The organism is Mucilaginibacter kameinonensis (assembly GCF_003675385.1).
GTDB classification, from domain to species: domain Bacteria; phylum Bacteroidota; class Bacteroidia; order Sphingobacteriales; family Sphingobacteriaceae; genus Mucilaginibacter; species Mucilaginibacter kameinonensis.
Genome location: NZ_RCWZ01000002.1, coordinates 101126 through 126735, shown reverse-complemented (window position 1 = coordinate 126735; position 25610 = coordinate 101126). Strand labels below are relative to the sequence as shown.

The following is a 25610-nucleotide window of genomic DNA, read 5'->3' as shown; positions in this document are numbered from 1 at the left end:
GCCTATAGTTGTTTCACTATCTCAACTAAATAGCTTTATCAAACCACTAAAGGGGACACTGCAGTAACCCTTTAGTGGTTTTGAACATATCACCGCCTATGACAAAAAGAATACCTGTTACTGTATTGCTCTTTTTTTTATGCCTTAAAGTGTCATGGTCACAAAAACACATGGGCGATGATGCTATCAACTCCATTTATAAGACATCTGTTTCCGCTCCCCAAAATACTACATCAAAACAATACTACCTCGTTAAGTTTAAAGCCCCGGCACATATTGATAGCCGGAAATACAACATCACCAAACGCATATCCTACAACTATTACATTGTATCGTCGGTCTCGGCCATCAATGGCGATGCTAACGTCATCAGTACCAGCCCTGCCGCCCCACTATGGAAAGCTTCTGATAACCTGGCGAAAAACTGGAAACAACACCCGGCACGCACACAAGCTATCGACGTTACGGTTACAACAGCCAATGATACTGTTATCAATCACATCAAAAACTCCGGAACTATTACGGGCCAAACAGGCAACCAGGTGCGCCTCAACATTAAATTAGAAAAACTTCCCTCCTTACTTCAGCAGGATTATATATTATTCGCCAATGAGGCTCGCCGGCCCCATGAAGAACTTGCCGTTAATGATATCGATCTCGGCTTAAATACCATGTCGGCCATAGGATCTAATTTTCCGGGCTCAACAGGGCTCGACATTAATGTCTCTGTAAAAGAAAACCGCTATGACAATGACCTCGACCTTTTAGGCCGCAGCTTCAAATCATTTAAAACATCTGATATCACTTCGGGCCATGCCACCACTATGGCAACACTAATAGGCGGCAACGGGAACTCGTACATTAAAGGTTTGGGAGTTGCACCAAAAGTAAATTTCACCTCATCGTCATTTGAACAATTAATGCCGGATAGCACTGCCATTTTTAAATCTTACAATATCTCGGTGCAAAACCACTCTTATGGTACGGGCATTGAAAACTATTACGGCCCCGAAAGCGCGGCCTATGATCAGCAGATCTTTGAAACCGACTCGCTGGTACATGTATTTTCATCTGGCAATATTGGCACTTCGGCACCCGAAAGTGGTGTTTACAACGGTGTAAACGGAGTGGCCAATTTATCGGGCGATTTTAAACAGGCTAAAAATGTGATAGTAGTTGGAGGCACGGACAGAATGGGCAATCCTGAGTCCTTAAGCTCGGCCGGCCCAGCCTATGACGGGCGCGTTAAACCAGAGCTGATAGCCGATGGCGAAGATGGCACCTCGGGTGCGGCCGCCCTGGTATCGGGCACAGTAGCTTTGCTCCAACAGGCTTACAAAGCACAATATAAACAGCTACCTTCTGCAGCGTTGATAAAAAGTGTGCTTATCAATTCGGCATACGAGATAACTGCGGCTCAGGGTCCACAATATAAATCGGGCTTTGGCTCATTGAATGCGCTTGAAGCTTTGCGCACCATTAATGATAAGCACTTTTTTTTCGGCTCTGTGAGCAATAACACGTCAATGTCTTACCCGGTAATCGTACCCCAAAACTGTAGGGAACTTAAAATTTCATTAGCATGGAATGATCCGGCAGCGCCACTTAATGCGCCAAGTGCATTAATAAATGATCTTGATCTTAGCGTTACTACACCATCAGGGCAGGAAATTTTACCATGGGTGCTCAGCAGCTTCCCTTCTGCCGATTCATTGTCCGCCCCGGCAAAAAGACAAGTAGATACCCTGAACAATACAGAGCAGATAAGCTTACAAAACCCGGCGGCTGGTATATATACAGTGCATGTTAAAGGCCAACAGGTTACCAGCGGCACGCAAAAGTTTTATGTTGCCCACCAGGAAACTATCGCAAACCGCTTTGAATGGATCTACCCATCAGCCGGCGACCAGCTTTTTGCCGGCGAGGATAATTATGTGAGATGGCAAAGCTCATTCAACGCAACATTGGGGACAATAAGTGTTAGCTTTGATCATGGCCTTACCTGGAAACCCGTTAATAACGCTACCTTAAAAAACCGCTACTATACCTGGTCAACACCCGATGTTTTCACTAAAGCCATGCTTAAAATGGTTATCGGCGACCAAACTTTTACAAGTGCCGAATTCAGCATTTCAAAACCGCTTAGCCTTGATGTTGGCTATCAATGCAGCAGCGGTATCCTGCTACAATGGCAACCTCAACCAGGCAGTACAAGCTATACCGTTTATACCATTAAAGACAAACTGTTACAAAAGCTAACAGCAACTACCGATACCAGTATTATTGTATCCGCGCAGCAACAAACCTCAACCTATTTTGCCGTAAGTGCTGCAGGCAATGGCTTCGAGGGGATAAAAAGCTACACTATTGATGCTACCACGCAGGGCGTTGGCTGTTATGTAAAAACATTACTGGCAAATGCGGTTAACAATACAGTAGTGCTCAACCTCCAATTAGGCAGTGTTTATAATCTTAAATCCATCACCCTTGAAAAAACAAACTCCGCCGGCAAATACTATACTTTAAGCACTATACCACTTACCACATCGATTAGTTACCAGTACACCGATAATAATCCCCGGCAGGGAAAACAATATTACCGGGCAAAGCTTACCACCACCACAGGTGATATTATTTACTCCAACATAGCCGATGCCACTTATTTACAGCCGAGCCAGTTTGTAATTTACCCTAACCCTGTTGCCGGGCAAATCAATATCCTGAGCGGCGACATCAATAACTACGAGTTTAAATTATACGGTAGCGATGGTAAGTTAAACACAGTTAAAAGCTTTAACGAACTACAAAATACCATCCCGGTAAAGCTTGTTGCAGGCGTTTATATTTATACCATTGAACTAAATGGCAAAGTAGTTTATAATGGCAAACTGATAAAGATTTAAGAGGCCCACCGAAAACCAAGCGGGGGCGGGCGAGTTCCAACAAAAAGGCCCGCTTCAAAAGAAGCAGGCCTTAAAAAATTATCAAATTATTCCTCTCCGCCAGCTGGCGGAGGCGGAGGCTTACGAATCTATCTTAGCGTATTTAGCGTTGCGCTCAATGAACTCGCGGCGCGGGGCAACCTCATCACCCATCAGCATGCTGAAGGTATGGTCGCACTCTGCGGCGTTTTCAATGGTAGCACGTTTCAGAGTACGGGTTTCGGGGTTCATGGTAGTATCCCAAAGCTGGATATCGTTCATCTCACCCAAACCTTTGTAACGCTGTACGTGTACACTATCTTCCTTACCTGAACCTTTAAGACGTTGTATGGCGGCATCGCGCTGTACGTCGTTCCAGCAATATTCGTGCTCCTTACCTTTTTTAACCTGGTAAAGCGGCGGCGAAGCAATATATACATAACCTGCCTCAACCAGCTCCTTCATATAACGGAAGAAGAAAGTTAGGATCAGTGTAGTAATGTGCGACCCGTCCACGTCGGCATCCGTCATGATGATGATCTTGTGGTAACGGAGCTTAGTCATGTTAAGGGCTTTATCATCTTCAGGTGTACCGCGGCTCACGCCCAAACCGGTAAACATGTTCTTGATCTCTTCGTTTTCATAGATCTTGTGCTCCATGGCTTTCTCCACGTTCAGGATTTTACCACGCAATGGTAAAATAGCCTGGTATTCGCGATTACGGCCCTGTTTGGCGGTACCACCCGCCGAGTCACCTTCGACAAGGAATAACTCGCAAAGGGTTGGATCGCTATTGGCACAATCCGACAGTTTACCCGGTAAACCTGAGCCTGTCATCACGCTTTTGCGCTGTACCATTTCGCGCGCTTTACGGGCGGCGGCACGGGCAGTAGCAGCAAGGATCACTTTATTTACAATAAGGCGCGCTTCTTTAGGATTTTCCTCAAGGTAGTTGCCTAAAATTTCGCCTACGGCTACGTCAACAGCACCCATTACCTCGTTGTTACCCAATTTGGTTTTGGTTTGGCCTTCAAACTGAGGCTCGGCAACTTTTACCGATACTACCGCTGTCAAACCTTCACGGAAGTCATCACCGCTGATCTCAACCTTTACGTTTTTCAGCAAGCCTTCCTTATCAGCATAGGCTTTCAAAGTACGGGTTAAACCGCGGCGAAAACCAGCTACGTGGGTACCACCTTCAATGGTATTAATGTTATTTACGTACGAGAAAACGTTCTCGCTGTAGGTATCGTTATATTGTAAAGCCAGCTCAACCGGGATACCGCCTTTATTTCCATCCACATAAATAGGTTCCGGAATGATAGGCGCGCGGGTGCCGTCCAAAAACTTCACAAACTCGCGTAAACCACCTTGTGAGTAAAACTCTTCCGAACGGAAAGTTCCGTCTTCCAGGGTTTCGCGCTCATCAGTTAAGCTCAGGCGGATACCTTTGTTCAGGAAGGAAAGCTCGCGCAAACGGCCGGCCAGTGTATCGTACTTATACTCGGTAGTAGTGGTAAAAATTTCCGGATCGGGCTGAAAGGTTTGGATAGTACCTGTTTTATCAGATACACCAATTTCCTTAACATCAAACATTGGCTTACCGCGCTCATATTCCTGGGTAAAGATCTTGCCCTCACGATGAACAACAGTAGCAACATGCGTAGATAGCGCGTTAACGCAACTTACACCCACACCGTGCAAACCACCCGATACTTTGTAGGTATCCTTGTCAAATTTACCACCGGCGTGCAAAACAGTCATTACAATTTCAAGCGCCGATTTACCTTCTTTTGTATTAATACCCGTAGGAATACCACGACCGTTATCAGATACGGTTATGGAGTTGCCAACATGTATAGTAACTTTTATATCATCGCAATAACCGGCAAGAGCTTCGTCGATAGAGTTATCAACTACTTCATATACAAGGTGGTGCAAACCTTTAACGCCTGTATCACCAATGTACATCGACGGACGCTTGCGCACCGCCTCTAAACCCTCTAAAACCTGTATGTTATCTGCTGAATAATTGGATTTATCCTGAATTTCTTCGCTCATATTTATTTAATGAAACAATCTTCAAAATTACAAAAAATACCCCGGATTAACGATTATTTGTGGATAAAAGTACCGTTGTGGAATAGATTCGTGATGAATACCATGGTTCATAGCTGAAGATAGATTTGGGGGATTTTGACCGTTGCTGGAGTTGCAATATAAAACCCATAAATTGAAGAAATCCGTTTAATCCTGGTTCAGAAACAAAAAAACCGCTACCAATCTTATGACCGGTAGCGGATAAACACCTATCGCTCCTCACTTAAAAATTATTACAAATAGCCGATCCCATATTTATAGTCAGGCTTTCGCTTTCATTGTTGATTTGTTGGGTAGTACCGTAATTTTGGCCATCATAAGTAACCTGAAAATCATAGGTCTTCCCTTTCTCCAATGCAGTAACAGTCATATTACCACTTTCCATATATCCAAGATATTGATAAGCCGCGCCGGAGCCTGTTTCCCTGAAAAACACATACATACTCGGGCGTATTACCAGGTCGGGCCTTGAGGAGCAGGTGCCGGTAAAGTTTAAACCAACCGCATCATAAACCGGCAGCGGTTTCTGCGTAACGGGATTACTGTTAACCGAACCTGTTTTAGACAAGGCAACATTTATTACCTGCTGCTTTTGATCGGCCGTAAAAGTTATCGATTTAGTGGCGGTGTTGTAACCCGGTACTTTTACCTGGACCGAATAAGTTTCAGGCTTGCCCGCTACAGGTACAGCCGCAGGCCCAGGACCAATGGCAATTACACCATTACTAATGTTTAACTGCTTATTACCCGATATTTCATAAATATCGTCGGCATTATCACCGCTTACGCTTAAAGTGCCGCTTTTGAGCACCACTTCGGGATTTGAGGCATCCGTAACATGGATAAGCGCGGTATATTTTATTACGTTAGTATCTACTACTATTTTAAGATCTTCTGTTGGCTTTTTACAAGCCACCGGTAGCAGCAATAATACAAAAAGCAATTTCTTTATATTTTTCATCATAGTTTTTATTGTATCCTAAAATTGAAGTTTAGTTGAACAACAGGTAAAAACCTGTAGCCTTTTAAATTTTGCTGCAACTGCGCCGATTGACTGGTATTGCCCGAAAGAATACCTGAGGCTGTGATATTTGCGTCGGGTTGTTTCAAAAAGTAAGTACCTAAATCGAGGTTAACGTTAAACGTGCGATTTGAAAAAGGCTTTAATAAACCAATACCGGCATAGGGCGCGAAGCCTCTCCAGTTAACATTCATGTTAAGATTACCAACCTCCTCATTATTCAATACGATATCGCCGTATGTATAATTGTCTTTAGGTTGTACAGCTATTTTACCCTTCGCATTAATAAAATAGCCCGCGCCACCTACCAGCCTGAAACCGGGAGCGCTTTTAAACGGAATAAAATCGGCAAGTAAATGGATATTTGAGAAATTGGCCGACATCCTCGAGTTGGAGTTAAACCCCGAAACACTGAAAACGTTATCGGCCGATACCGGGATAATATTAGCCCCTAACCGTAACGACATTTTGGGCAAAACGCCATATGCAAACTCGGCTCCTACCCCTTGTGTGCCCACATTAAAGTGCAGGGACTTCTGATTTGTAACCTGATCGCGCCAGTCGGTATTCTGAGCCTTTGAACTTTTACCCAGTACAAATACCAAAAGCGGCAATAAAAACAGCTTCTTCATACTTAAAATAGTTTTAATTATTCAGGAGATCAATTGCGCGGCTTAGGGGCACCTTTTAAAAGTAAATTCCAGAAGGTATTTAATTTAATCTTTATTTACTTTATAAGCTATTTAAAGAAATAAAATAAACTATTATTAAACTACCACTTATTACGAATAGTACTTTAAAAGGTTTACAGGATTCTCATTTTTACGAAATCCGCAATTAATTATGCAAATAGTCAATACCATTGGCGCTTCATATTATCTGCACATCTGATTAGGATACTTGCTATGAAAGATTATCTTTGTCAAAATTTTATAATATTTTTCAGATTAACAGAATGAAAACCAGTGCTTCAGTTTTAACCAAACTCACCTTAGGATTAGCCATTGCAGGCAGCATTGCCGCTTGTAGCCAAAATAAAACTGCCGATAAACCGGCTGCTGCTTCAACTACAGTAACACCCGATAAAGAAACTATCGTTTTTGTAAATTCAGATTCTTTACTGAACAAATACGATTACTTTAAAGATCTTTCAAAACGTTTAGAAGATAAAGGCAAAGCTTCACAAACTGATTTGCAAAACCGCGGCCAGGCTTTTCAACGCCAGGTTGCTGAGTACCAAAAAAACCAGGCTACCATGCCTGCCGATCAGCGTCAGGCTACAGAACAGCAATTACAGCGTAAACAACAGGAACTGCAAACCTATTCACAAAATGCCGGTGCTGAGTTTCAAAACGAACAAGCTGCTGAGAATGCTAAGTTGTATGACAAAATCGCCGATTTTGTAAAAGCTTATGCTAAAGAAAAAGGCTATAAAATGGTATTAACTTTTTCAAAAGCTAACCCAACTGTATTATATGGCGATCCTTCTTTAGACGTTACGCTTGATGTTGCTAAACGCCTGAACGACGCTTACGCTAAAGACAAAAAATAAAACATTTGAAAATTTTGATGATATGCTATTAAAAATTAATATCATCTTCAAATTATCAAATTGTCACATTTTCAAATTAGAACCTCAACTTCGGTTGAGGTTTTTTAATTTAGGACAATATGGAAAACACGGCACACGAAAAATTTATGCGCATAGCCATTGAACTGGCCGAAGACAATGTAAAGCGCGGCATAGGCGGCCCTTTTGGAGCTGTTATAGTTAAAGATGGTATGATTATAGCCCGCAGCGCCAACCGTGTTGTACCCACTAATGATCCTACCGCGCATGCCGAAGTTTCGGTGATCCGCCTGGCTTGCCAGGAGTTGGGCACCTACAATTTAGCCGGCTGTGAAATTTATACCAGCTGCGAGCCATGCCCTATGTGCCTGGGCGCTATTTACTGGGCCCGCATTGATAAAATTTACTACGCCAATACAAAAGCGGATGCCGCTGCCATAGGCTTCGACGATCATTTTATTTATGACGAACTGGGCTGCACTATGGAAAAACGCAGGGTACCTTTTGTACAAATACTCAGAGAGGAAGCACAAACCGCTTTTAAGCTTTGGGAAACTACCGAGCATAAGGAACATTATTAACCAGGATTTGGCGAGAATATCTTGTCTGAACCGGAATTAGAAGGATTTATCAGATGGACAGGATTTTGAATTGCTCAGCGTTACATCCAATTTAAGGGTCACATTTGCAAATCAAAATCCATTAATCCCAAAAATCTGCTTAATCCTGGTTCTCTTCTTCCTGCTCTTCAAAAAAGTTATCTTTCAAGTCATCAATCTCACGCCTTTCAAGCTTGGTAGGGCGGCCGGTGCCGCGGTCGCGTTTCAGTACCGGAGCATGGAACATGGATTTAAATGCCTGAGTTTGCTCAACCGGGGTTATATCTTCATAAAAATTCACAGCGGTTTTGGCATCAACCCGGTTCTCGAGCAGGCCGGTTACCTTTACCACTTTACGTTCAATACCTTTGGCAACGTGATAAACATCACCAATTTTCACCTCGTATGATGGTTTGATGTTTTTACCATCCAGTTTTATGCGCCCGGCTTTGCAGGCATCAGAGGCCAGCGTACGGGTTTTAAAAACACGAATGGCCCACAAGTATTTATCTATTCTTAGCTTCTCTTTTTCGCCCATTTTATCAGTCCCTTTCATATTTATCGGCCAGGCGTTTGGCCAAGTCATCTATATCCTTTTTACGTGCAAGTATAAGCACCCAATGTTCGGGAATACGCTCAAAGCCGTAAAGTAAACCCGCCAAACCACCAGTTACCGCGGCAGTCGTATCGGTATCAAACCCCAAATTTACAGCTTTTAATACTGCTTCGCTATAGTTGGTTGTGGTTAGTAAACACCAAATGGCAGCCTCAAGTGTGTTCAACACATAGCCACCGCTTTGTATTTTATTGACGGGCAGTTCGTGAATATTACCTTCCAGTAATCGGTCAAACAAAGCAATTTCATCATGGATAATGGTTGTCCCTTTTAAAAATGACGCTACCTCCATGTTTACTTCCCGGTAAACGACTATAGCATCGTTATTCGTTAACAGTTTAAGGGCAAACTCAAGGTAATAAAAACAAGCAATTACCGAACGGACATGCCCATGTGTTATGGATGATACTTCTTTTACAATAGCAAAACGTTCTTTTACAGGTTTATCCTTTATATAAAATAATAAAGGCAGGATACGCATTAATGAGCCGTTACCATTGGATGATTCGTCAAAGCCGCCGGCCAGGTCTGGCCTCACTTTATGAACAATCCGTTCAATAGCCGCCCGGGTAGCGATACCAACATCAAATACTTCACCACGTGCAGTCCATTGTTCGTCATATAACCATTCAGCAAAACTGTTTGCTATTTTTTGCAAATCATAACCATCTGCCAAAACATCAGCCAGACAAAAAGTTAATGAACTATCGTCAGACCATGTGCCGGGAGGTTGTCCATAGGTGCCAAAACCGATCATATCAGTTACAGGATTTTGAGCGATAACGGACCGTGTTTTAAATTCCACGGGAACGCCAAGCGCATCGCCAACGGCCACACCGAACAGCACATCCTTATAATAGCTTCGCTTATTAGTCATTGTGCTAATTAACGCATTTTTAAATACGCGGCAAATCAGCCTTTAGCAAAACTTATTTAGGCAGGTCTCTTTTTATGAATTTACGATAAAGATATTCGGCATAACCAACGCTTATGTAATCAGGAAATTTCCAGGTGGGGTAATAGCGTTTTTTGATACTTTTAAGCGTACCAAAAAACAAAACACCTAAAATAAGCAGCAATGCAAATCCAAGCAAAATAACAGCAAATGACGCAAGATGGCTCATACGTTGGGGGAGTGGGGGATTAATAGTGATAAATTAAAAGGTAAAATTCAATAAAGTAATTTCTTACTATTTAAAGAAAACTCTTATACGCTAAATAACGCATCAATGTTTACCGGTTTTATAACTTATCTCCCCAAAAATGCTATGTCGCTAAAACAAGTAAGCCTCCCCGACACTCGCTGTCCGGAAGGCTTTTGACACCTAATTAGTTTAAACGTTGGTTTTCGTTTATATAAAATTAAGGCTTACTTAACGTTTTTTTACATGCTGTTAACTGATTGTCCGGATTTTGTATACCTATGTGTAAACCAATACACTGACAATCAAATTATTATACGCAATCAGTCAAATATACCCACAGTTTTCTCAAAATATCGCTCATATAACATCAAAATCGAGTTTCAATGCGTTGCGATCCGGTTTAAGTATTAATGATTAATGTGACCATAGCGATGAATCTTTTAACCCCAATGCGTTTCATTCATCATGACATTCAATCTTTTAAAATCAAACATATTTCCTTAAAAATCCTTTAATTTGCCAAAAGTTTAATTTCACCAATGCAAGATCTCAAAAAACTGATTGAAGAGGCCTGGGAGGACAGGAACCTGCTTAACTACAATGAATATACCAACGCCATCGAAACCGTTATAGACCGGTTGGATAAAGGCGAAATCCGTGTGGCCGAACCAATTGGCTCACGCTGGCATGTAAATGAGTGGATTAAAAAGGCGGTTGTTCTGTATTTCCCAACCAGGCAGATGGAAGAAATTAAAACCGGTCCTTTTGTTTTTCATGACAAAATGAAACTCAAAACCGATTACAAACAAACCGGTGTCCGTGTGGTACCTCACGGTATTGCCCGTTACGGAGCTCACCTGGCTAAAGGTGTTATCATGATGCCATCGTATGTAAACATCGGCGCTTATGTTGATGAAGGTACAATGGTTGATACCTGGGCTACTGTTGGTTCATGTGCGCAGATTGGCAAACATGTACACTTAAGTGGTGGTGTTGGTATTGGTGGTGTTTTAGAGCCATTACAAGCTGCTCCTGTTATTATTGAAGATAACTGCTTTTTAGGTTCACGCGCCATTGTTGTTGAAGGCGTACATGTTGAACACGAAGCAGTATTAGGTGCAAACGTGGTATTAACAGCATCAACCAAAATTATTGATGTTACCCACAGCACTCCTATTGAGTATAAAGGCCGTGTACCTGCCCGCTCGGTAGTAATTCCGGGATCATACACCAAAAAATTTGCTGCTGGTGAATACCAGGTGCCTTGTGCCCTGATCATCGGTACGCGTAAGGAGTCAACCGATAAAAAAACGTCATTGAATGACGCCCTGCGTGAAAATAACGTAGCGGTTTAATATAGATATGAGATATCAGATGTGAGATATGAGATTTTGAATAAACAATAAGCTCAACTCACATCTGATATACCTACCAGAGAGACATTACTGATTATCTCACGTCTCATATCTCACATTCCATATCTAAAACATGAAGATAGGATACGATGCTAAACGGGCTTTTTATAATAATACCGGCTTAGGTAATTACAGCCGCTGGCTATTAAAAGGCATCGCATCGCTCAATCTGTCAAACATTTTATACCTATATACGCCAAAAGCAAAAGCCAATCCCCGGCTTAATTTCATTGGCAGTTATCCCAACATTCAAACCGTTACGCCACAAAGCAAATGGTTTACTTCATGGTGGCGCAGTAAAGGCATTATTAAAGATCTTAAACGCGATGGTATTGAATTATACCACGGGTTAAGTCATGAACTTCCTTCGGGTATCGGGCAAACAGGTATAAAATCGGTTGTTACCATGCATGATCTTATCTTCATGCGTTACCCTAAACAATTTGGCCCGGTTAATTACCGTATTTACCTGGCCAAGGTAAAACACGCCTGCCTGGTTGCGGATAAGATCATCGCCATAAGTCAAAAAACAAAAGATGATGTAATTGAACTGCTCGGCATCGATCCTAAAAAAATCGAAGTTGTTTACCAGGGTTGCGACTCTGTTTTTGCAACAGAACAAACAGCTGAGCAAAAATTGACCGTAAAAGAAAAATACAATTTGCCTGATCGCTATATATTGAGTGTAGGTACTATCGAAGAGCGCAAAAATCTATTGTTAATTGTCAAAGCTTTAAAAAACGTAGTCGATGATATACCTTTGGTTGTTGTTGGTAAAGAAACCCAATATGCCGAACAGGTTAAAGCTTATTTAACAGCCAACAATTTAAACCACAGGGTAATGTTTTTAAAAGACGTTACTTTTGCAGAGTTACCTGCTGTTTATCAGTTGGCGTCGGTATTTGTTTACCCTTCCAGGTATGAAGGTTTCGGCATCCCGATATTGGAAGCTTTAAATTCAGGCATCCCGGTGATTGCGGCAACGGGCTCATGCCTTGAAGAGGCCGGCGGGCCAGATAGCCTGTTTGTTAGCCCGGATGACGATGCCAGCCTGGTCGAAAAAATAAACAATGTGCTTGCCGATGATTTATTGCGGCAAAACATGATAACTAAAGGTCGCGCTTACGCAACCAATTTTACTGAAGATAAACTAAGCCGGCAGTTAATGCGGCTTTATCAAAATATTTTGAGCCATGATTAAAGACGAAGTAGCCAAAGCTTTAAAAGTAGTACAGGAAGGTGGCATTATCCTTTACCCTACCGATACCATTTGGGGTATAGGCTGTGATGCCACCAATACCGAGGCCATTCAAAAAATTTATCGACTTAAACAGCGTGATGAGGCTAAAAGCATGATCATTTTGCTGGATACTGAAAACAAACTGGAAAGTTATATCAGCGAAGTAAATCCGCTGGCCTTTGAGTTGATTGAGTATGCCGAAAACCCGTTAACACTGGTAATGCCTGGCGCTAAAAATATTTCACCGGCTTTAATCGCTACAGATGGCAGCGTAGGGATCAGGGTTGTAAAAGACACTCCGTTTTGCCAACAACTGATTCAGCGTTTACGCAAACCATTGGTGTCAACATCGGCCAATATCAGCGGGAAACCTTCGCCACAGTATTTTTCACAGATAGACCAGGAAATTATTGATGGTGTTGATTACGTTGTTGATTTGGAACAGCATAGCAAAGAGATCAAAACACCTTCAACTATTATGAGGCTGGCTCCTGACGGGCGGTTTGAGTTTTTGCGTCGTTAAGGGGAGATTAGGGTTGGAGATTAGTGATTAGTTAAAAAGGCATTTTTGAAGAAATCTTTTAACAGAAACATTTTTATAAAATCTTTCGCGTAACCCCTATTAACATTTAAATAATTGATAATCAATTATTTAAATGTTAATAATCCCAATAGTGTTAACCCTGTTAACCCCTGTCGTTACTATCAGACCACTGTCAGAAGTTTTAACTTCCGATAATTATGCCCGGAGTTTGCGACTCCGGTTTCAACTCCATTTTTAACTTACAAGGCCAATTCTTAACACTTTTAACTTAAGACTTTTGACTTTACAAAGCATAGTTACCAATTAATCTTACCTTTGTACCCTTATTAGCGTTTTTAAGCATCCAACTATGCAGCAACACCTCAGGCATCCCGTATTTTCTGTAATATCCCGTTTGGCGGGCGAACAAAATGTACAGGCTTATGCTATAGGTGGTTTTGTACGCGATATCTTCCTGAACCGCCCATCAAAAGATATTGACATTGTTGTTATCGGTAACGGCATCGCATTTGCCGAAGTAGTTGCCAGCACGCTTAAAGTTAAACTGGCGGTTTATAAAAACTTCGGTACCGCATCACTCAAATACCGCGACCTTGAGGTCGAATTTGTAGGCGCCCGTAAGGAATCGTATCGCCGTGATTCGCGCAAGCCTATTGTGGAGAACGGCACTTTAGAAGACGACCAGAAACGCCGGGATTTTACCATCAACGCACTGGCTATCTCGCTTCACCCAGACACCTATGGCGAATTGCTTGATCCCTTCAATGGTATTGTCGATCTGGAAAACAAATTGATCCGCACACCGCTTAACCCCAATGAAACTTTTTCTGACGATCCGTTGCGCATGATGCGGGCCATCAGGTTTGCTACGCAGCTTAATTTCAGGATTGACGATATTGCTGTTGAAGCTATTAAAACCACTGCCGACAGGATTAGCATTATATCGCAGGAGCGCATTACCGATGAGTTGAACAAGATCATTCTATCGCCGGTGCCATCCATCGGTTTTAATTATCTGTTTGATACCGGGCTGCTGCACAAGATATTCCCGCAAATGACAGCGCTTTACGGCGTTGATTATGTAGATGGTAAAGGCCATAAGGATAACTTTTACCATACCCTGCAAGTACTTGATAACATTTGCGAAACTACCGACGACCTTTGGCTACGCTGGGCAGCTATTTTACATGATATAGCCAAACCGGCCACCAAACGTTTTGAACCGGGCCACGGCTGGACCTTTCACGGCCATGAAGACCGCGGCGCGCGCATGGTGCCCAAGATCTTCGCTCAGCTTAAACTGCCGCTTAATGAAAAAATGAAGCAGGTTCAAAAATTGGTACAATTGCATTTGAGGCCCATAGTGCTCTCACAATCAATAGTTACCGATTCGGCTGTACGGCGTTTGCTTTTTGAGGCAGGAGACGACATTGAAGGGCTCATGCTGTTGTGTAAAGCAGACATCACCACCAAAAATGAATATAAGGTAAAAAAATATCGTAACAATTTTGAGCTTGTTCAACAAAAACTAAAAGATGTTGAAGAGCGCGACAGCATCCGCAACTGGCAGCCACCGGTTACCGGTAACGATATCATGACCATATTTGGTATAAAAGAAGGGCGCGAGGTTGGCATAATCAAAAATCAGATCCGTGAAGCCATACTGGAAGGCGAAATCCCCAACAACCGCGAGGCTGCCTTAACATTCACAATTGCAAAGGGCCTTGAAATTGGCTTAAAAGTTGTGACTACCCCAAATTAAATTAAAACATTATTATTTTTGTCCAAAATCTACAATAAGCAATGGCAGTATACAGGTTCAGGGTTACTTTTGAAGACTACGATGACGTTACGAGAGAAATTGATGTAAAATCAAACCAAACTTTCGAAGACCTTCACCGCGCAATTCATCAGTCAACCGGCTACAATCCGGAATTTCCGTCATCATTTTATATCAGCAACGATCAGTGGACCAAAGGTGAAGAAATTACTTACCTGCCCAATCAAAGACGTATTGACCGGGGCGTGTCATTAATGAATAAAGTAAAACTGTTAAGCTTTATTGATGATCCGCACCAGAAATTTTACTATACATTTAATTTTGATCGCCCGTTTGATTTTCATGTCGAATTGCTTAAGATCATTCTTGATGAAAACGCAGCCACAAGCTACCCCGCTGTTGTAAAATCAGTTGGTGAAGCTCCTAAACAATTTGGCAACGCCTTTAACCCTACCATCCTACCTCCTACTACCGAAGACTTTGACTTCCTGAACGAGATGGCCTTTAATCCTGAAGATGCCGAAGATTTTTCGGAAGTTACCGATAGCGATGATCTCCCGGAAGAAAAACAAAGCGGCGGTCATAGCGATGAGGAGGAAGAGGAAGACGAGTTTGGCAACGAGTTTAGTGATGATGAAGGCTTTGATGACGATGAAAGACCTGGCCGCGGCAACAGCGACGACTATTAAATTTTAATTGATGGTTCATAGTTGATGGTTTATGGTATTTCCTAAACCACTTTTCAATTACGTTCCGAATTATGAACTATGAACCATCATCTATGAACACTTCCATCCCAACCCTTGTTGTAGTTGCCGGGCCTACCGCGGTAGGTAAAACAGCAGCAGCTATTAAACTGGCGCAACATTTTGATACCGCTGTAGTTTCGGCAGATTCAAGGCAGTTTTTCAGGGAGATGAGTATTGGTACCGCCAAGCCCGATGAAAACGAATTGGCAGCGGCCAAACACTATTTTATCAATTCGCACTCCATATCTGAAAGTTTTTCTGTTGGCGATTTTGAAAAGCAGGGGCTTGCACTTTTAGACGAACTTTTTAAAACACACAACAAGGTGATTCTCGCCGGCGGTTCGGGCTTATATATAAAAGCCATTTGCGAAGGTTTTGACGATCTGCCTGTTGCCGATACCGCTGTAAGGGAAAAACTAAACCTAGAGCTTGAAGAAAAAGGCCTCGAGGTATTACAGGAAAAACTAAAACAGGTTGACCCTGATTATTATAACGAGGTTGATTTGAATAACCCCCAACGCATCATCCGGGCTTTAGAGGTTTTTGAAACTTCGGGTAAAGCGTTTTCCTCTTATCGCAACGCAACAGTTAACAAACGGCCTTTTAATGTAATTAAACTGATGCTTGATATGCCGCGCGAAAAGCTATACGAGCGCATAAACCTCCGTGTTGACCTCATGGTTAAACAAGGACTGGTACAGGAAGTACAATCCCTCCTGCCCTATCGCTATTTGAATGCTTTAAATACAGTTGGCTATTCCGAAATATTCGATTATTTCGACGGGAAAACAAGCCTTGATGAGGCACTGTTACTTATAAAACAAAATACCAGGCGTTTTGCCAAAAGGCAGCTTACATGGTTTAGAAAAGATAAAGATTTTATCTGGTTTGATGCCGGTGCCCCCAATGTCGTTGATCAAATGGTCAAAACAATAGAAACACCGGCATAAATATTTATTGCGGTAATAAGCTTTGCAGGTACTTTCCGTAACCGCTTTTGATATATTTCTCAACCAATAACCGCAGCTGGTCATCATTGATAAATCCACGGCGATAAGCAACCTCTTCAATACAGCCAATTTTTGTTGACTGGCGTTTTTCAATCACACGCACATATTCGGTAGCATCGCTCAGTGAATCAAAGGTTCCTGTATCAAGCCAGGCTGTACCTTTATCCATTACGCCAACATGCAGGTTACCCTGTTCAAGATAAAACTTGTTTACGTCGGTAATTTCGTATTCGCCACGCGGAGACGGTTTAAGATCTTTTGCTATCTGGATCACCGAATTGTCGTAGAAGTAAAGACCCGGCACTGCAAACTTTGATTTAGGCTGAAGTGGCTTTTCTTCAATTGATAACGCTCTAAATTCAGCATCAAATTCAACCACACCATAACGCTCCGGATCTGCTACATGATAAGCGAAGATGGCAGCACCATCAACATCATTGAAACTGCGGATCAGTTCGGCAAAGCCGGTACCGTAAAATATATTATCCCCCAATATCAGGGCTACCTTGTCATCGCCAATAAACTGCTCGCCTATTACAAAAGCCTGGGCAAGTCCGTTGGGTTTTTCCTGTATGGCATATTCAAACTTGCATCCAAGTTCGGCACCGTCTCCTAATAAGCGCTTAAACCCCGGATTATCTTCCGGAGTGGTGATGATCAATATTTCCTTAATATCGGCCTGCATCAAAACAGACAGTGGATAATAGATCATCGGCTTATCGTAAATAGGCATCAATTGTTTGCTTATGGCCCTGGTTATAGGGTATAAACGTGTACCTGAACCGCCCGCTAAAATAATTCCTTTCATAAATATGTATGTTTTTTTGGTATGCCTATAAACGTGATATGCTATAATTATTGCTAAAATCCTTCAATTACTTACAGCTAAAATAAATATTTTTTTCAGCTTTATGGTTTACGTAAAATATTACCACTTTGTTTAATTTATGCCTGATTGCTATAATAAAATCCACGTGTTAAATTCCAAATAGATAGCATGATAGTTGGCATAATTGCGTATAATTGCAGTTTAAATGCAAAACTCTACTATTTAGGTGGGGTTAGCAGTGTTTTATCGGTAACATGCATAAATATTATCTTACTCATCTGCAGGAATTAGAATCGGAAGCCATTTACATTATCAGGGAAGTGGTTGCGCAGTTTGATCGTCCTGCCATCCTGTTTTCGGGCGGGAAAGACTCTATTGTTGTAACACACCTGGCAAAAAAAGCATTCTGGCCTGCCAAAATTCCTATGCCCCTCATTCATATTGATACCGGCCATAACTTTCCGGAAACTATGGAATTCAGGGATAAGCTGGTTGAAAACCTGGGCGTACAGCTTATTGTAGGTTCGGTTCAGGAATCAATTGATAAAGGCCGCGCGGTTGAGGAAAGCGGTATTAACGCCAGCCGTAATGAACTGCAGATAGTAACCCTGCTTGATAGCATTGAAAGCCACAAAATAGATGCAGCCATTGGCGGTGCCCGCCGTGATGAAGAAAAAGCACGCGCTAAAGAGCGTTTCTTCAGCCACCGCGATGAATTTGGTCAATGGGACCCTAAAAACCAGCGTCCCGAGCTTTGGAATATCTTCAACGGCCGCAAGCGTATGGGCGAGCACTTCCGTGTATTCCCTATCAGCAACTGGACTGAGATGGATATCTGGAACTATATTTTACAGGAAAACATAGCCATACCTTCTTTATACTTTGCACACCAGCGTGATGCCGTTTACCGCGATAATACCTGGCTGCCTGCTTCTGAGTTTTTACAGCTTCGCGAAGGTGAGACTATCGAAAACAAGTTGATGCGTTTCCGTACCCTCGGCGATATCACCATCACCGGCGGTATCGAATCTGATGCCGACACGCTGGAGAAGATAGTCGCCGAAGTATCGGCCACCCGCAGTACCGAGCGTGGTAACCGCAGTGATGACAAACGCTCGGACACTTCAATGGAAGACAGGAAAAAGCAAGGTTATTTTTAAAATTTGATTCAATAAGCCTTTGGGTCCCAATGCCCGGAGCGAAAAACATACCACCACAATGGAATTATTACGTTTTACTACAGCCGGTAGTGTTGACGATGGAAAAAGTACCCTTATAGGGCGCTTACTATACGATTCAAAATCCATCTTTGAAGATCAGATGGAGGCTGTAAAACAATCAAGCGAACGCAAAGGTCTTCAGCATGTTGATTTATCGTTGTTAACTGATGGCCTACGCTCTGAGCGTGAGCAAGGCATCACTATTGATGTTGCTTACCGCTACTTTGCAACCCCTAAACGCAAATTTATTATTGCCGATACTCCGGGCCATATCCAATATACCCGTAACATGGTTACCGGCGCATCAACTGCTAACCTTGCACTTGTACTTATTGATGTGCGCAAAGGTGTGGTTGAGCAAACCTGCCGCCACTCGTTCATTGCTTCACTGTTAAAGATCCCTCATATTATTGTTTGTGTAAACAAGATGGATTTGGTTGATTACAGTGAAGAGGCTTTTAATAAAGTAGTTGAGCAATACGAGGCATTTGCCGCTAAAATTGATGTTAAGGATATCCGTTTTGTGCCAATGAGTGCTTTAGCCGGCGATAACGTGGTAAACGACTCGGAAAATATGCCATGGTACAAAGGCGAGAGCTTGTTGCATACCCTGGAAACTATCCATATTGCCAGTGATGAAAACCACTCAGACGCACGTTTCCCTGTACAAACAGTGATCCGTCCGCATGCTGATGAATATCATGATTACCGGGGCTATGCAGGGCGTATAGCCGGAGGCATTTTTAAGCCTGGCGATAAGATAACCGTATTGCCATCGGGATTAACATCAGTCATTAAATCTATCGATACCTATTCGGGCCCGGTTGAGGAAGCTTTCGCGCCGATGTCGGTTTCTATTACTTTAGAGGATGACATTGACGTAAGCCGCGGCGATATGATTGTAAAAGATGACAGCGAGCCACAGGTAAGTCAGGACCTTGATGCCATGATTTGCTGGATGGCAACCCGCGGACCGCGTCCGGGGGCTAAATACCACCTTAAAACTACCACACGCGAGGTAATGTCGATCATCAAAGAGGTTTATTATAAACTGGATATCAATACCCTTGAAAAGCAGGAGGAAAATACCGATATCAAGATGAACGAAATGGTGAAGATTCGTTTACGCACTACCCAACCGGTAGTATTTGACGAGTATCGCAAAAACCGAATTACCGGTTCATTGATCCTGGTTGATGAATCAACTAATGAAACTGTAGCCGCCGGTACGTTTTTGTAAACTAAGCCAAAAAGTATAAAAATAAAATGCCCGGCTCCTAAAAAAGCCGGGCATTTTATTTTTATAACCTGTCATAGCCTATTGCGCAGCGGCCAATTTTTCTATACAAACCTTCAAACTGTCCCTCCAATAAGGAATACTAACGCCAAAGGTGGCTTTGATCTTAGCCTTATCCATTACCGAAAACGCGGGGCGCTGGGCCTTTGTTGGAAATTCAGAGGTACGTATCGGATATACCTTAACATCGGTACCTGAAATATCAAAAATGCCTTTGGCAAAATCATACCATGAAGTTACACCTTCATTGCTATAGTGATAAACACCATAAGTTTTTTTGCCTGATGTTATAATATCAAGAATTACTTCGGCAAGATCGATAGCATAGGTTGGTGTACCCACCTGATCCGCAATGATTTTAAGTTCATCACGCTCTGCGCCGAGCTTTAACATTGTTTTTACAAAATTGTTGCCATATTCTGAATAGAGCCAACTTGTACGAATAGTGTAGTATTCATCCAGAATTTCTGCAATTACTTGTTCGCCCTCAAGTTTGGTTAAACCATATACACTGATGGGCTCTGCAGGATCCTCTTCCGTACGTGGAAGTGCTACATCCCCTTTAAAAATAAAATCAGTTGATATTTGTATAAGAGCTGCGTTATTTACTTTACACTGCCTGGCAAGGTTTTCAGCACCGGTTTTATTTATAGCCCGAGCCAGATCAATATCATCTTCCGCTTTATCAACAGCAGTATAAGCTGCACAATTTATGGCAAAACCCGGCTTATATTTTTCGAAAACAATATTGAGCAAATCTTCCCGCAGAATGTCAGCCTCATCTTCCGGCAAGAAATGGATATAATCAATTCCCCTATCTCCGGCTACTTTTTTTAAACAGTTACCCAACTGGCCCGAAGCTCCAAATACAATAATATTTTGCATTTTACCTGATTCTATATTTTTAAATTAAAGAGAAAGAACAGTACTAAAAACCAAAGTCAGGGGCATCTTTTAAAAACGGTAGCTCCAGGTCTTTATCTGATACCAACACATCACTACCGTTTAGTTGCCAATCAATATTTAAGTCGGGATCAGCATAATGCAAACCACCTTCCGACTGTTTATTATAATAATTGTCGCACTTATATTGAAAAACAGCCTCATCACTTAATACAATAAAGCCATGCGCAAATCCACGAGGAATAAAAAACTGTTCGTTGTTCTCTTCGGTTAAAACCACGCTACAATGCTGCCCATAAGTTGCCGAGCCTTTACGAAGATCTACCGCAACGTCCAAAACTTCACCTTTGGTTACCCTAACCAGTTTAGCTTGTGAAAATTCACCTTTTTGAAGGTGCAGGCCCCGCAGCACGCCTTTGGTTGAATATGATTGATTATCCTGTACAAAGTTAACCTCATATCCTACGGCGTTATTAAAGGAGGTAAAATTATACGATTCAAAAAAGTACCCCCTATTATCGCCGAATATTCGCGGCGTTAAAATTAAAAGTCCTTCAATAGGTGTTTTTGTAATAGTCATTCAATGATTTATTTGGCAGATATAAAATTATTTTAATGCGTATCTAACTATAGCAACTGAATTAGTTTTGCAATTTACTAACCCAGAGGTTATGAACGGATAAAATGATTTGCAGGTAGTCCAGTCACCTTAATATCGGCAGTAAAAATTGAGCCGCTTAACGGATACTTCAACAAATCATCTTCAGTCATTTCAACACGGGCTGTAGTAATATATAATTGATCAAGATTGGGGCCCCCAAAAGTACAGGAGGTTACTTTAGGAGCCGGTATATTTATCTTTTGCAAAATATCGCCGGTGGATGGGTCTATTTGTACCACACCAAATCCATCCCATAAAGCTACCCATAACATACCTTGGCCGTCTATGGTCATTCCGTCGGGATAACCATCTTCCTCAGTAATCCTAATAATTAATTTCTTGTTTGCAATAGTGCCGCTCTCCAAATTATAGTCAAACTGTACTACCTCGCCGGTGGGCGTATCAATATAATACATCAGGGAGCCATCAATACTCCAGGCAATTCCGTTGGAAATTGATACCCCGCTGATTCTTTCAGACAGATTAAAATCTTTGTCAATACAATATAAAGAACTTACATTCGCAATACCATCCATTGATAAAGTCCCCACCCAGAAACGACCGCGAGGATCACATTTACCGTCATTAAAACGACGATTGTTCACCTTATGAATATCCGTATTCAGTACATAGTCAACCGAACCCTTTTCAAGATCTATTGTCGCAATTCCATCTTCCAGGGCAGTTAAAACTGTATTGGCATTTATAGGTACTACTGTACCAATACGCTTACCCGTTTTATAAACTATATTATCGCTGGTAGCAGGATCAAATATATTAAAGCACTTGCCTTCAATATCTACCCAATAGAGCTTTTGATTGTCAACATTCCAGATTGCACCTTCACCCAATTTAGCATTTGCTTTAAATGCAAGAACTGCATCCATACTTTGATCTTAAATTTTGTTAACGTTATTAGATGGCAGAATTCGTTTTGTTCAAAAAGTCGCTGTATGCCATTTTAATTCCATCTTCCAATCTGATAGTGTGTTTCCAGCCTTTGCTATGCAACTTGGATACATCCATCAATTTTCGAGGTGTACCATCAGGTTTGGATGTATCAAATTTTATCTCACCAGCATAGCCTACTATCTTTTGTATCAATAACGCCAGATCCTTTATCGATATATCTTCGCCCGTTCCTACGTTTACTAATCCGCTCTCATTATAATTACGCATTAAATAATAGCAGGCTTCAGCAAGATCATCGGCAAACAAAAACTCACGTTTTGGGGATCCTGTACCCCAAATTGTAACGTCCGGTAATCCTTGCTCTTTTGCTTCATGAAACCGGCGGATCAATGCCGGCAAAACATGCGAGTTCTGTGGGTGATAATTATCGTTATAACCGTATAGATTGGTGGGCATCACCGCAATATAATTGCAATCATATTGCGCACGATATGCATCGCACATTTTTATGCCTGCAATTTTTGCTATAGCATAAGGTTCGTTTGTTTGCTCAAGTAAACCGGTTAGCAGATAATCCTCCTTTAACGGTTGAGGAGCCATTTTAGGATAGATACAACTTGAACCCAAAAACATTAATTTTTTGACCCCGTTAAGGTATGATTGATGAATAATATTGTTTTGAATTTGCAGATTGTCATACAAAAACTCCGCCCGATAAATATTATTAGCCACTATACCACCCACTTTGGCAGCGGCAAGAAATACATAATCTGGTTTTTCGGTTGCAAAAAAATCTGCAACCTGTTGCTGGTTTCTTAAATCAAGCTGATCTGAAGTGCGGTCAATTAAATTGCTAAATCCTTCTTTTACAAGTTTACGATATATCGCCGAACCAACCATCCCACGATGGCCTGCAATGTAAATTTTAGCATCTTTTTCCATCATTATTATTCAAATTGATTTTTGATAGTATAGCCAGACTCCTTCAATAATTTTTCCCTGCGAAAATAGTCAACGTCGGCGTTCATCATGTCTTCTACCAACATTTTCAAATCATACTTCGGCACCCAACCTAACAGGGTCTTTGATTTAGTGGGGTCGCCAATTAGTAAATCAACTTCTGTTGGACGGAAATACTTCGGATCAACAGCTACCACTTCTTTACCTATTTCGATCTGAAAATCGGGTAATTCACAAGCAACAACGTAACCTCTTTCGTTAGCACCTTCTCCTTTAAATTCTATTGTTATGCCTACCTCAGCAAAAGCCATCCTAACAAACTCACGTACCCGGGTGGTTACACCTGTCGCAATAACGTAATCGGTAGGGGTTTCCTGCTGTAATATCAGATACATAGCCTCAACATAATCTTTGGCATGGCCCCAGTCGCGCTGAGCATCAAGGTTGCCCAAATACAATTTATCCTGTAAACCCATGGCAATTTTAGCGGTTGCGCGAGTAATTTTACGGGTTACAAAGGTTTCGCCACGCAGCGGGCTTTCGTGGTTAAATAAAATACCGTTACATGCGTAAACACCATATGCTTCGCGGTAGTTTACCGTGATCCAATAAGCATACATTTTTGCCACTGCATATGGAGAACGGGGATAAAATGGCGTTGTTTCAGATTGGGGTACGGCCTGAACTAAACCATAAAGTTCAGAAGTGGAAGCCTGATATATTTTTGTCTTTTTCTCAAGTCCCAATATTCTAATGGCCTCCAATAAACGCAGGGTACCTATGCCATCGGCATTTGCTGTATATTCAGGTGTATCAAAACTAACCTTTACATGCGACATTGCACCTAAATTATAGATTTCATCAGGCTGAACCTGCTGAATAATACGTATCAGGTTGGTTGAATCACTCAAATCGCCGTAATGTAATACAAGGTTAATTTTTTGCTCATGCGGGTCCTGATATAAATGATCAATCCTATCGGTGTTAAATAATGAACTCCTCCTTTTTATACCGTGAACCTCATACCCTTTTGACAGCAGCAAATCTGTAAGATATGCTCCATCTTGCCCGGTTATTCCTGTTATAAGTGCTATTTTTTTCATTATGATTTGGATAAAGTAAAGTTTGAAAATGCTAAGGGCGCAAAAGATATTTCCTGCTATCGCCGTTGTTAACCAATCCAAGTTCATGAATTACTTTTCGTTAATTCCTTAAACCCTATTGTTCAATTCCCTGGATATATTTCCCGTAGCCGCTCTTAATATATTTTACAGCTAAAGCCTGAAGCGCTTCATAATCAATAAAGCCCATACGGTAAGCCACCTCTTCGATACAGCCTATTTTTGTATCTTGTCGTTTTTCAATAACCCTTACAAACTCGGATGCGTCACTCAATGAATCGAATGTACCGGTATCAAGCCACGCAGTACCTCTGTCCATAACGCCAACGTGGAGGTTTCCCTGCTCAAGATATGTTCTGTTTACATCTGTAATTTCAAACTCACCGCGCGGAGAAGCTTTAATATTCCTTGCTATTTCAACAACCTGGTTATCATAAAAGTAAAGTCCCGGCACCGCATAGTTCGATTTAGGGGTTACTGGTTTCTCCTCAATAGAAATGGCCTTAAATTGCTTATCAAACTCTACAACACCGTAGCGTTCAGGATCTGCTACCGGATAGGCAAAAATCGCTGCTCCGTCTACATCATTGAAACTTTGCATCAACTTACTAAAACCAGACCCGTAAAATATATTATCTCCTAAAACCAAAGCAACTTTGTCGTCACCAATAAAATCGGCACCTATAACAAAAGCCTGAGCAAGCCCATTAGGTACCTCCTGCACAGCGAATTCAAAACGGCAGCCCAAATCGCTTCCGTCGCCCAGCAACCGAATAAATCCGGCTTGATCGTCGGGAGTGGTGATTATTAATATTTCGCTAATTCCAGCGAGCATTAACACCGATAATGGATAATAAATCATCGGCTTATCGTAAATAGGCATTAATTGCTTACTAATTGCTTTTGTAATTGGATAAAGACGGGTTCCGGATCCACCGGCCAGAATAATTCCTTTCATGGTGATATATATTTTTTATTGCTATTACTAAAGCTCTTT

Annotated in this window: 24 protein-coding genes; 11 read left to right on the top strand and 13 right to left on the bottom strand. The window is 41.8% G+C overall.

Annotation, left to right across the window (positions count from 1 at the left end):
• The first annotated feature begins 98 nt into the window (after positions 1-98).
• The gene (locus EAH55_RS07560) at positions 99-2903 is read left to right on the top strand and encodes a S8 family peptidase (RefSeq protein ID WP_121809125.1); all 2805 of its coding nucleotides are present in this window, start codon (positions 99-101) and stop codon (positions 2901-2903) included.
• A gap of 120 nt (positions 2904-3023) precedes the next feature.
• Here EAH55_RS07560 and gyrB read toward each other — a convergent pair whose 3' ends face one another.
• The 3 genes from gyrB to EAH55_RS07545 form a co-directional block, all read right to left on the bottom strand.
• Positions 3024-4982 (bottom strand): DNA topoisomerase (ATP-hydrolyzing) subunit B, encoded by a 1959-nt coding sequence (gene gyrB / locus EAH55_RS07555; RefSeq protein WP_112572580.1) that lies wholly within the window; start codon positions 4980-4982, stop codon positions 3024-3026.
• A gap of 262 nt (positions 4983-5244) precedes the next feature.
• Positions 5245-5985, bottom strand: a complete 741-nt coding sequence (locus EAH55_RS07550) for a PEGA domain-containing protein (protein ID WP_121809124.1) — start codon at positions 5983-5985, stop codon at positions 5245-5247.
• 5 nt (positions 5986-5990) lie between these two features.
• Complete coding sequence (locus EAH55_RS07545) at positions 5991-6674, bottom strand: hypothetical protein (RefSeq protein WP_244228120.1); 684 nt, start codon at positions 6672-6674, stop codon at positions 5991-5993.
• 323 nt (positions 6675-6997) lie between these two features.
• On the opposite strand from EAH55_RS07545, the gene EAH55_RS07540 reads away from it, so the two are divergent.
• Together EAH55_RS07540 and EAH55_RS07535 are read left to right on the top strand one after the other, a co-directional pair.
• Positions 6998-7594 (top strand): OmpH family outer membrane protein, encoded by a 597-nt coding sequence (locus tag EAH55_RS07540; RefSeq protein ID WP_121809123.1) that lies wholly within the window; start codon positions 6998-7000, stop codon positions 7592-7594.
• 119 nt (positions 7595-7713) lie between these two features.
• A complete protein-coding gene (locus EAH55_RS07535) occupies positions 7714-8193 on the top strand; it encodes a nucleoside deaminase (protein WP_112572586.1) in 480 nt (159 codons plus the stop codon).
• A 139-nt stretch (positions 8194-8332) separates the two neighbouring features.
• On the opposite strand, the gene EAH55_RS07530 is transcribed toward EAH55_RS07535, so the two are convergent.
• From EAH55_RS07530 to EAH55_RS07520, 3 genes are read right to left on the bottom strand one after another with little or no spacing between them, the layout of a single operon-like run.
• Positions 8333-8749, bottom strand: a complete 417-nt coding sequence (locus tag EAH55_RS07530) for an RNA-binding S4 domain-containing protein (RefSeq protein ID WP_112572588.1) — start codon at positions 8747-8749, stop codon at positions 8333-8335.
• A 4-nt stretch (positions 8750-8753) separates the two neighbouring features.
• Positions 8754-9704 (bottom strand): ADP-ribosylglycohydrolase family protein, encoded by a 951-nt coding sequence (locus EAH55_RS07525; RefSeq protein ID WP_121809122.1) that lies wholly within the window; start codon positions 9702-9704, stop codon positions 8754-8756.
• Between the two features lie 52 nt (positions 9705-9756).
• On the bottom strand, positions 9757-9951 hold the full coding sequence (locus EAH55_RS07520; RefSeq protein ID WP_112572590.1) for a hypothetical protein: 195 nt from the start codon (positions 9949-9951) through the stop codon (positions 9757-9759).
• A 560-nt stretch (positions 9952-10511) separates the two neighbouring features.
• Here EAH55_RS07520 and EAH55_RS07515 point away from each other — a divergent pair.
• The 6 genes from EAH55_RS07515 (at position 10512) to miaA (ending at position 16650) form a co-directional block, all read left to right on the top strand.
• Positions 10512-11327: a 2,3,4,5-tetrahydropyridine-2,6-dicarboxylate N-succinyltransferase gene (locus EAH55_RS07515; protein ID WP_112572592.1), complete on the top strand. Its 816-nt coding sequence runs from the start codon at positions 10512-10514 to the stop codon at positions 11325-11327.
• A gap of 133 nt (positions 11328-11460) precedes the next feature.
• Entirely contained in the window at positions 11461-12588 is a 1128-nt protein-coding gene (locus EAH55_RS07510; protein ID WP_121809121.1) for a glycosyltransferase family 4 protein, read from the top strand.
• On the top strand, positions 12581-13150 hold the full coding sequence (locus EAH55_RS07505) for an L-threonylcarbamoyladenylate synthase (RefSeq protein WP_121809120.1): 570 nt from the start codon (positions 12581-12583) through the stop codon (positions 13148-13150). The genes EAH55_RS07510 and EAH55_RS07505 overlap by 8 nt, the downstream gene beginning before the upstream one ends.
• 370 nt (positions 13151-13520) lie before the next feature.
• On the top strand, positions 13521-14933 hold the full coding sequence (locus EAH55_RS07500; RefSeq protein ID WP_121809119.1) for a CCA tRNA nucleotidyltransferase: 1413 nt from the start codon (positions 13521-13523) through the stop codon (positions 14931-14933).
• 41 nt (positions 14934-14974) lie between these two features.
• Positions 14975-15640, top strand: coding sequence for an IS1096 element passenger TnpR family protein (locus EAH55_RS07495; RefSeq protein ID WP_112572600.1), 666 nt, complete (start codon positions 14975-14977; stop codon positions 15638-15640).
• A gap of 92 nt (positions 15641-15732) precedes the next feature.
• On the top strand, positions 15733-16650 hold the full coding sequence (gene miaA, locus EAH55_RS07490; protein WP_121810005.1) for a tRNA (adenosine(37)-N6)-dimethylallyltransferase MiaA: 918 nt from the start codon (positions 15733-15735) through the stop codon (positions 16648-16650).
• 4 nt (positions 16651-16654) lie between these two features.
• On the opposite strand, the gene rfbA (EAH55_RS07485) is transcribed toward miaA, so the two are convergent.
• The gene (gene rfbA / locus EAH55_RS07485; protein ID WP_112572603.1) at positions 16655-17518 is read right to left on the bottom strand and encodes a glucose-1-phosphate thymidylyltransferase RfbA; all 864 of its coding nucleotides are present in this window, start codon (positions 17516-17518) and stop codon (positions 16655-16657) included.
• A gap of 275 nt (positions 17519-17793) precedes the next feature.
• On the opposite strand from rfbA (EAH55_RS07485), the gene cysD reads away from it, so the two are divergent.
• Together cysD and cysN are read left to right on the top strand one after the other, a co-directional pair.
• Entirely contained in the window at positions 17794-18699 is a 906-nt protein-coding gene (gene cysD, locus EAH55_RS07480) for a sulfate adenylyltransferase subunit CysD (RefSeq protein WP_121809118.1), read from the top strand.
• 58 nt (positions 18700-18757) lie between these two features.
• Positions 18758-19999: a sulfate adenylyltransferase subunit CysN gene (gene cysN, locus EAH55_RS07475; RefSeq protein WP_112572728.1), complete on the top strand. Its 1242-nt coding sequence runs from the start codon at positions 18758-18760 to the stop codon at positions 19997-19999.
• A gap of 78 nt (positions 20000-20077) precedes the next feature.
• Here the strand turns inward: cysN and rfbD are convergent, their stop codons facing one another.
• The 6 genes from rfbD to rfbA (EAH55_RS07445) form a co-directional block, all read right to left on the bottom strand.
• Positions 20078-20941, bottom strand: a complete 864-nt coding sequence (gene rfbD, locus EAH55_RS07470) for a dTDP-4-dehydrorhamnose reductase (protein ID WP_121809117.1) — start codon at positions 20939-20941, stop codon at positions 20078-20080.
• 43 nt (positions 20942-20984) lie between these two features.
• Positions 20985-21539: a dTDP-4-dehydrorhamnose 3,5-epimerase gene (gene rfbC / locus EAH55_RS07465; protein ID WP_121809116.1), complete on the bottom strand. Its 555-nt coding sequence runs from the start codon at positions 21537-21539 to the stop codon at positions 20985-20987.
• 89 nt (positions 21540-21628) lie between these two features.
• Positions 21629-22507, bottom strand: coding sequence for an SMP-30/gluconolactonase/LRE family protein (locus EAH55_RS07460; RefSeq protein ID WP_121809115.1), 879 nt, complete (start codon positions 22505-22507; stop codon positions 21629-21631).
• Positions 22508-22535: 28 nt separating this feature from the next.
• On the bottom strand, positions 22536-23474 hold the full coding sequence (fcl, locus tag EAH55_RS07455) for a GDP-L-fucose synthase (RefSeq protein WP_121810004.1): 939 nt from the start codon (positions 23472-23474) through the stop codon (positions 22536-22538).
• Between the two features lie 5 nt (positions 23475-23479).
• Positions 23480-24595, bottom strand: a complete 1116-nt coding sequence (gmd, locus tag EAH55_RS07450) for a GDP-mannose 4,6-dehydratase (RefSeq protein ID WP_121810003.1) — start codon at positions 24593-24595, stop codon at positions 23480-23482.
• A gap of 115 nt (positions 24596-24710) precedes the next feature.
• The gene (gene rfbA, locus EAH55_RS07445) at positions 24711-25571 is read right to left on the bottom strand and encodes a glucose-1-phosphate thymidylyltransferase RfbA (protein ID WP_121809114.1); all 861 of its coding nucleotides are present in this window, start codon (positions 25569-25571) and stop codon (positions 24711-24713) included.
• Between the last annotated feature and the right edge of the window lie 39 nt (positions 25572-25610).

Coding starts and splice junctions, on each gene's coding strand:
- EAH55_RS07560 (WP_121809125.1), top strand. CDS start 99: ATGACAAAAAGAATACCTGTTACTGTATTGCTCTTTTTTTTATGCCTT.
- gyrB (WP_112572580.1), bottom strand. CDS start 4,982: ATGAGCGAAGAAATTCAGGATAAATCCAATTATTCAGCAGATAACATA.
- EAH55_RS07550 (WP_121809124.1), bottom strand. CDS start 5,985: ATGATGAAAAATATAAAGAAATTGCTTTTTGTATTATTGCTGCTACCG.
- EAH55_RS07545 (WP_244228120.1), bottom strand. CDS start 6,674: ATGAAGAAGCTGTTTTTATTGCCGCTTTTGGTATTTGTACTGGGTAAA.
- EAH55_RS07540 (WP_121809123.1), top strand. CDS start 6,998: ATGAAAACCAGTGCTTCAGTTTTAACCAAACTCACCTTAGGATTAGCC.
- EAH55_RS07535 (WP_112572586.1), top strand. CDS start 7,714: ATGGAAAACACGGCACACGAAAAATTTATGCGCATAGCCATTGAACTG.
- EAH55_RS07530 (WP_112572588.1), bottom strand. CDS start 8,749: ATGGGCGAAAAAGAGAAGCTAAGAATAGATAAATACTTGTGGGCCATT.
- EAH55_RS07525 (WP_121809122.1), bottom strand. CDS start 9,704: ATGACTAATAAGCGAAGCTATTATAAGGATGTGCTGTTCGGTGTGGCC.
- EAH55_RS07520 (WP_112572590.1), bottom strand. CDS start 9,951: ATGAGCCATCTTGCGTCATTTGCTGTTATTTTGCTTGGATTTGCATTG.
- EAH55_RS07515 (WP_112572592.1), top strand. CDS start 10,512: ATGCAAGATCTCAAAAAACTGATTGAAGAGGCCTGGGAGGACAGGAAC.
- EAH55_RS07510 (WP_121809121.1), top strand. CDS start 11,461: ATGAAGATAGGATACGATGCTAAACGGGCTTTTTATAATAATACCGGC.
- EAH55_RS07505 (WP_121809120.1), top strand. CDS start 12,581: ATGATTAAAGACGAAGTAGCCAAAGCTTTAAAAGTAGTACAGGAAGGT.
- EAH55_RS07500 (WP_121809119.1), top strand. CDS start 13,521: ATGCAGCAACACCTCAGGCATCCCGTATTTTCTGTAATATCCCGTTTG.
- EAH55_RS07495 (WP_112572600.1), top strand. CDS start 14,975: ATGGCAGTATACAGGTTCAGGGTTACTTTTGAAGACTACGATGACGTT.
- miaA (WP_121810005.1), top strand. CDS start 15,733: ATGAACACTTCCATCCCAACCCTTGTTGTAGTTGCCGGGCCTACCGCG.
- rfbA (WP_112572603.1), bottom strand. CDS start 17,518: ATGAAAGGAATTATTTTAGCGGGCGGTTCAGGTACACGTTTATACCCT.
- cysD (WP_121809118.1), top strand. CDS start 17,794: ATGCATAAATATTATCTTACTCATCTGCAGGAATTAGAATCGGAAGCC.
- cysN (WP_112572728.1), top strand. CDS start 18,758: ATGGAATTATTACGTTTTACTACAGCCGGTAGTGTTGACGATGGAAAA.
- rfbD (WP_121809117.1), bottom strand. CDS start 20,941: ATGCAAAATATTATTGTATTTGGAGCTTCGGGCCAGTTGGGTAACTGT.
- rfbC (WP_121809116.1), bottom strand. CDS start 21,539: ATGACTATTACAAAAACACCTATTGAAGGACTTTTAATTTTAACGCCG.
- EAH55_RS07460 (WP_121809115.1), bottom strand. CDS start 22,507: ATGGATGCAGTTCTTGCATTTAAAGCAAATGCTAAATTGGGTGAAGGT.
- fcl (WP_121810004.1), bottom strand. CDS start 23,474: ATGGAAAAAGATGCTAAAATTTACATTGCAGGCCATCGTGGGATGGTT.
- gmd (WP_121810003.1), bottom strand. CDS start 24,595: ATGAAAAAAATAGCACTTATAACAGGAATAACCGGGCAAGATGGAGCA.
- rfbA (WP_121809114.1), bottom strand. CDS start 25,571: ATGAAAGGAATTATTCTGGCCGGTGGATCCGGAACCCGTCTTTATCCA.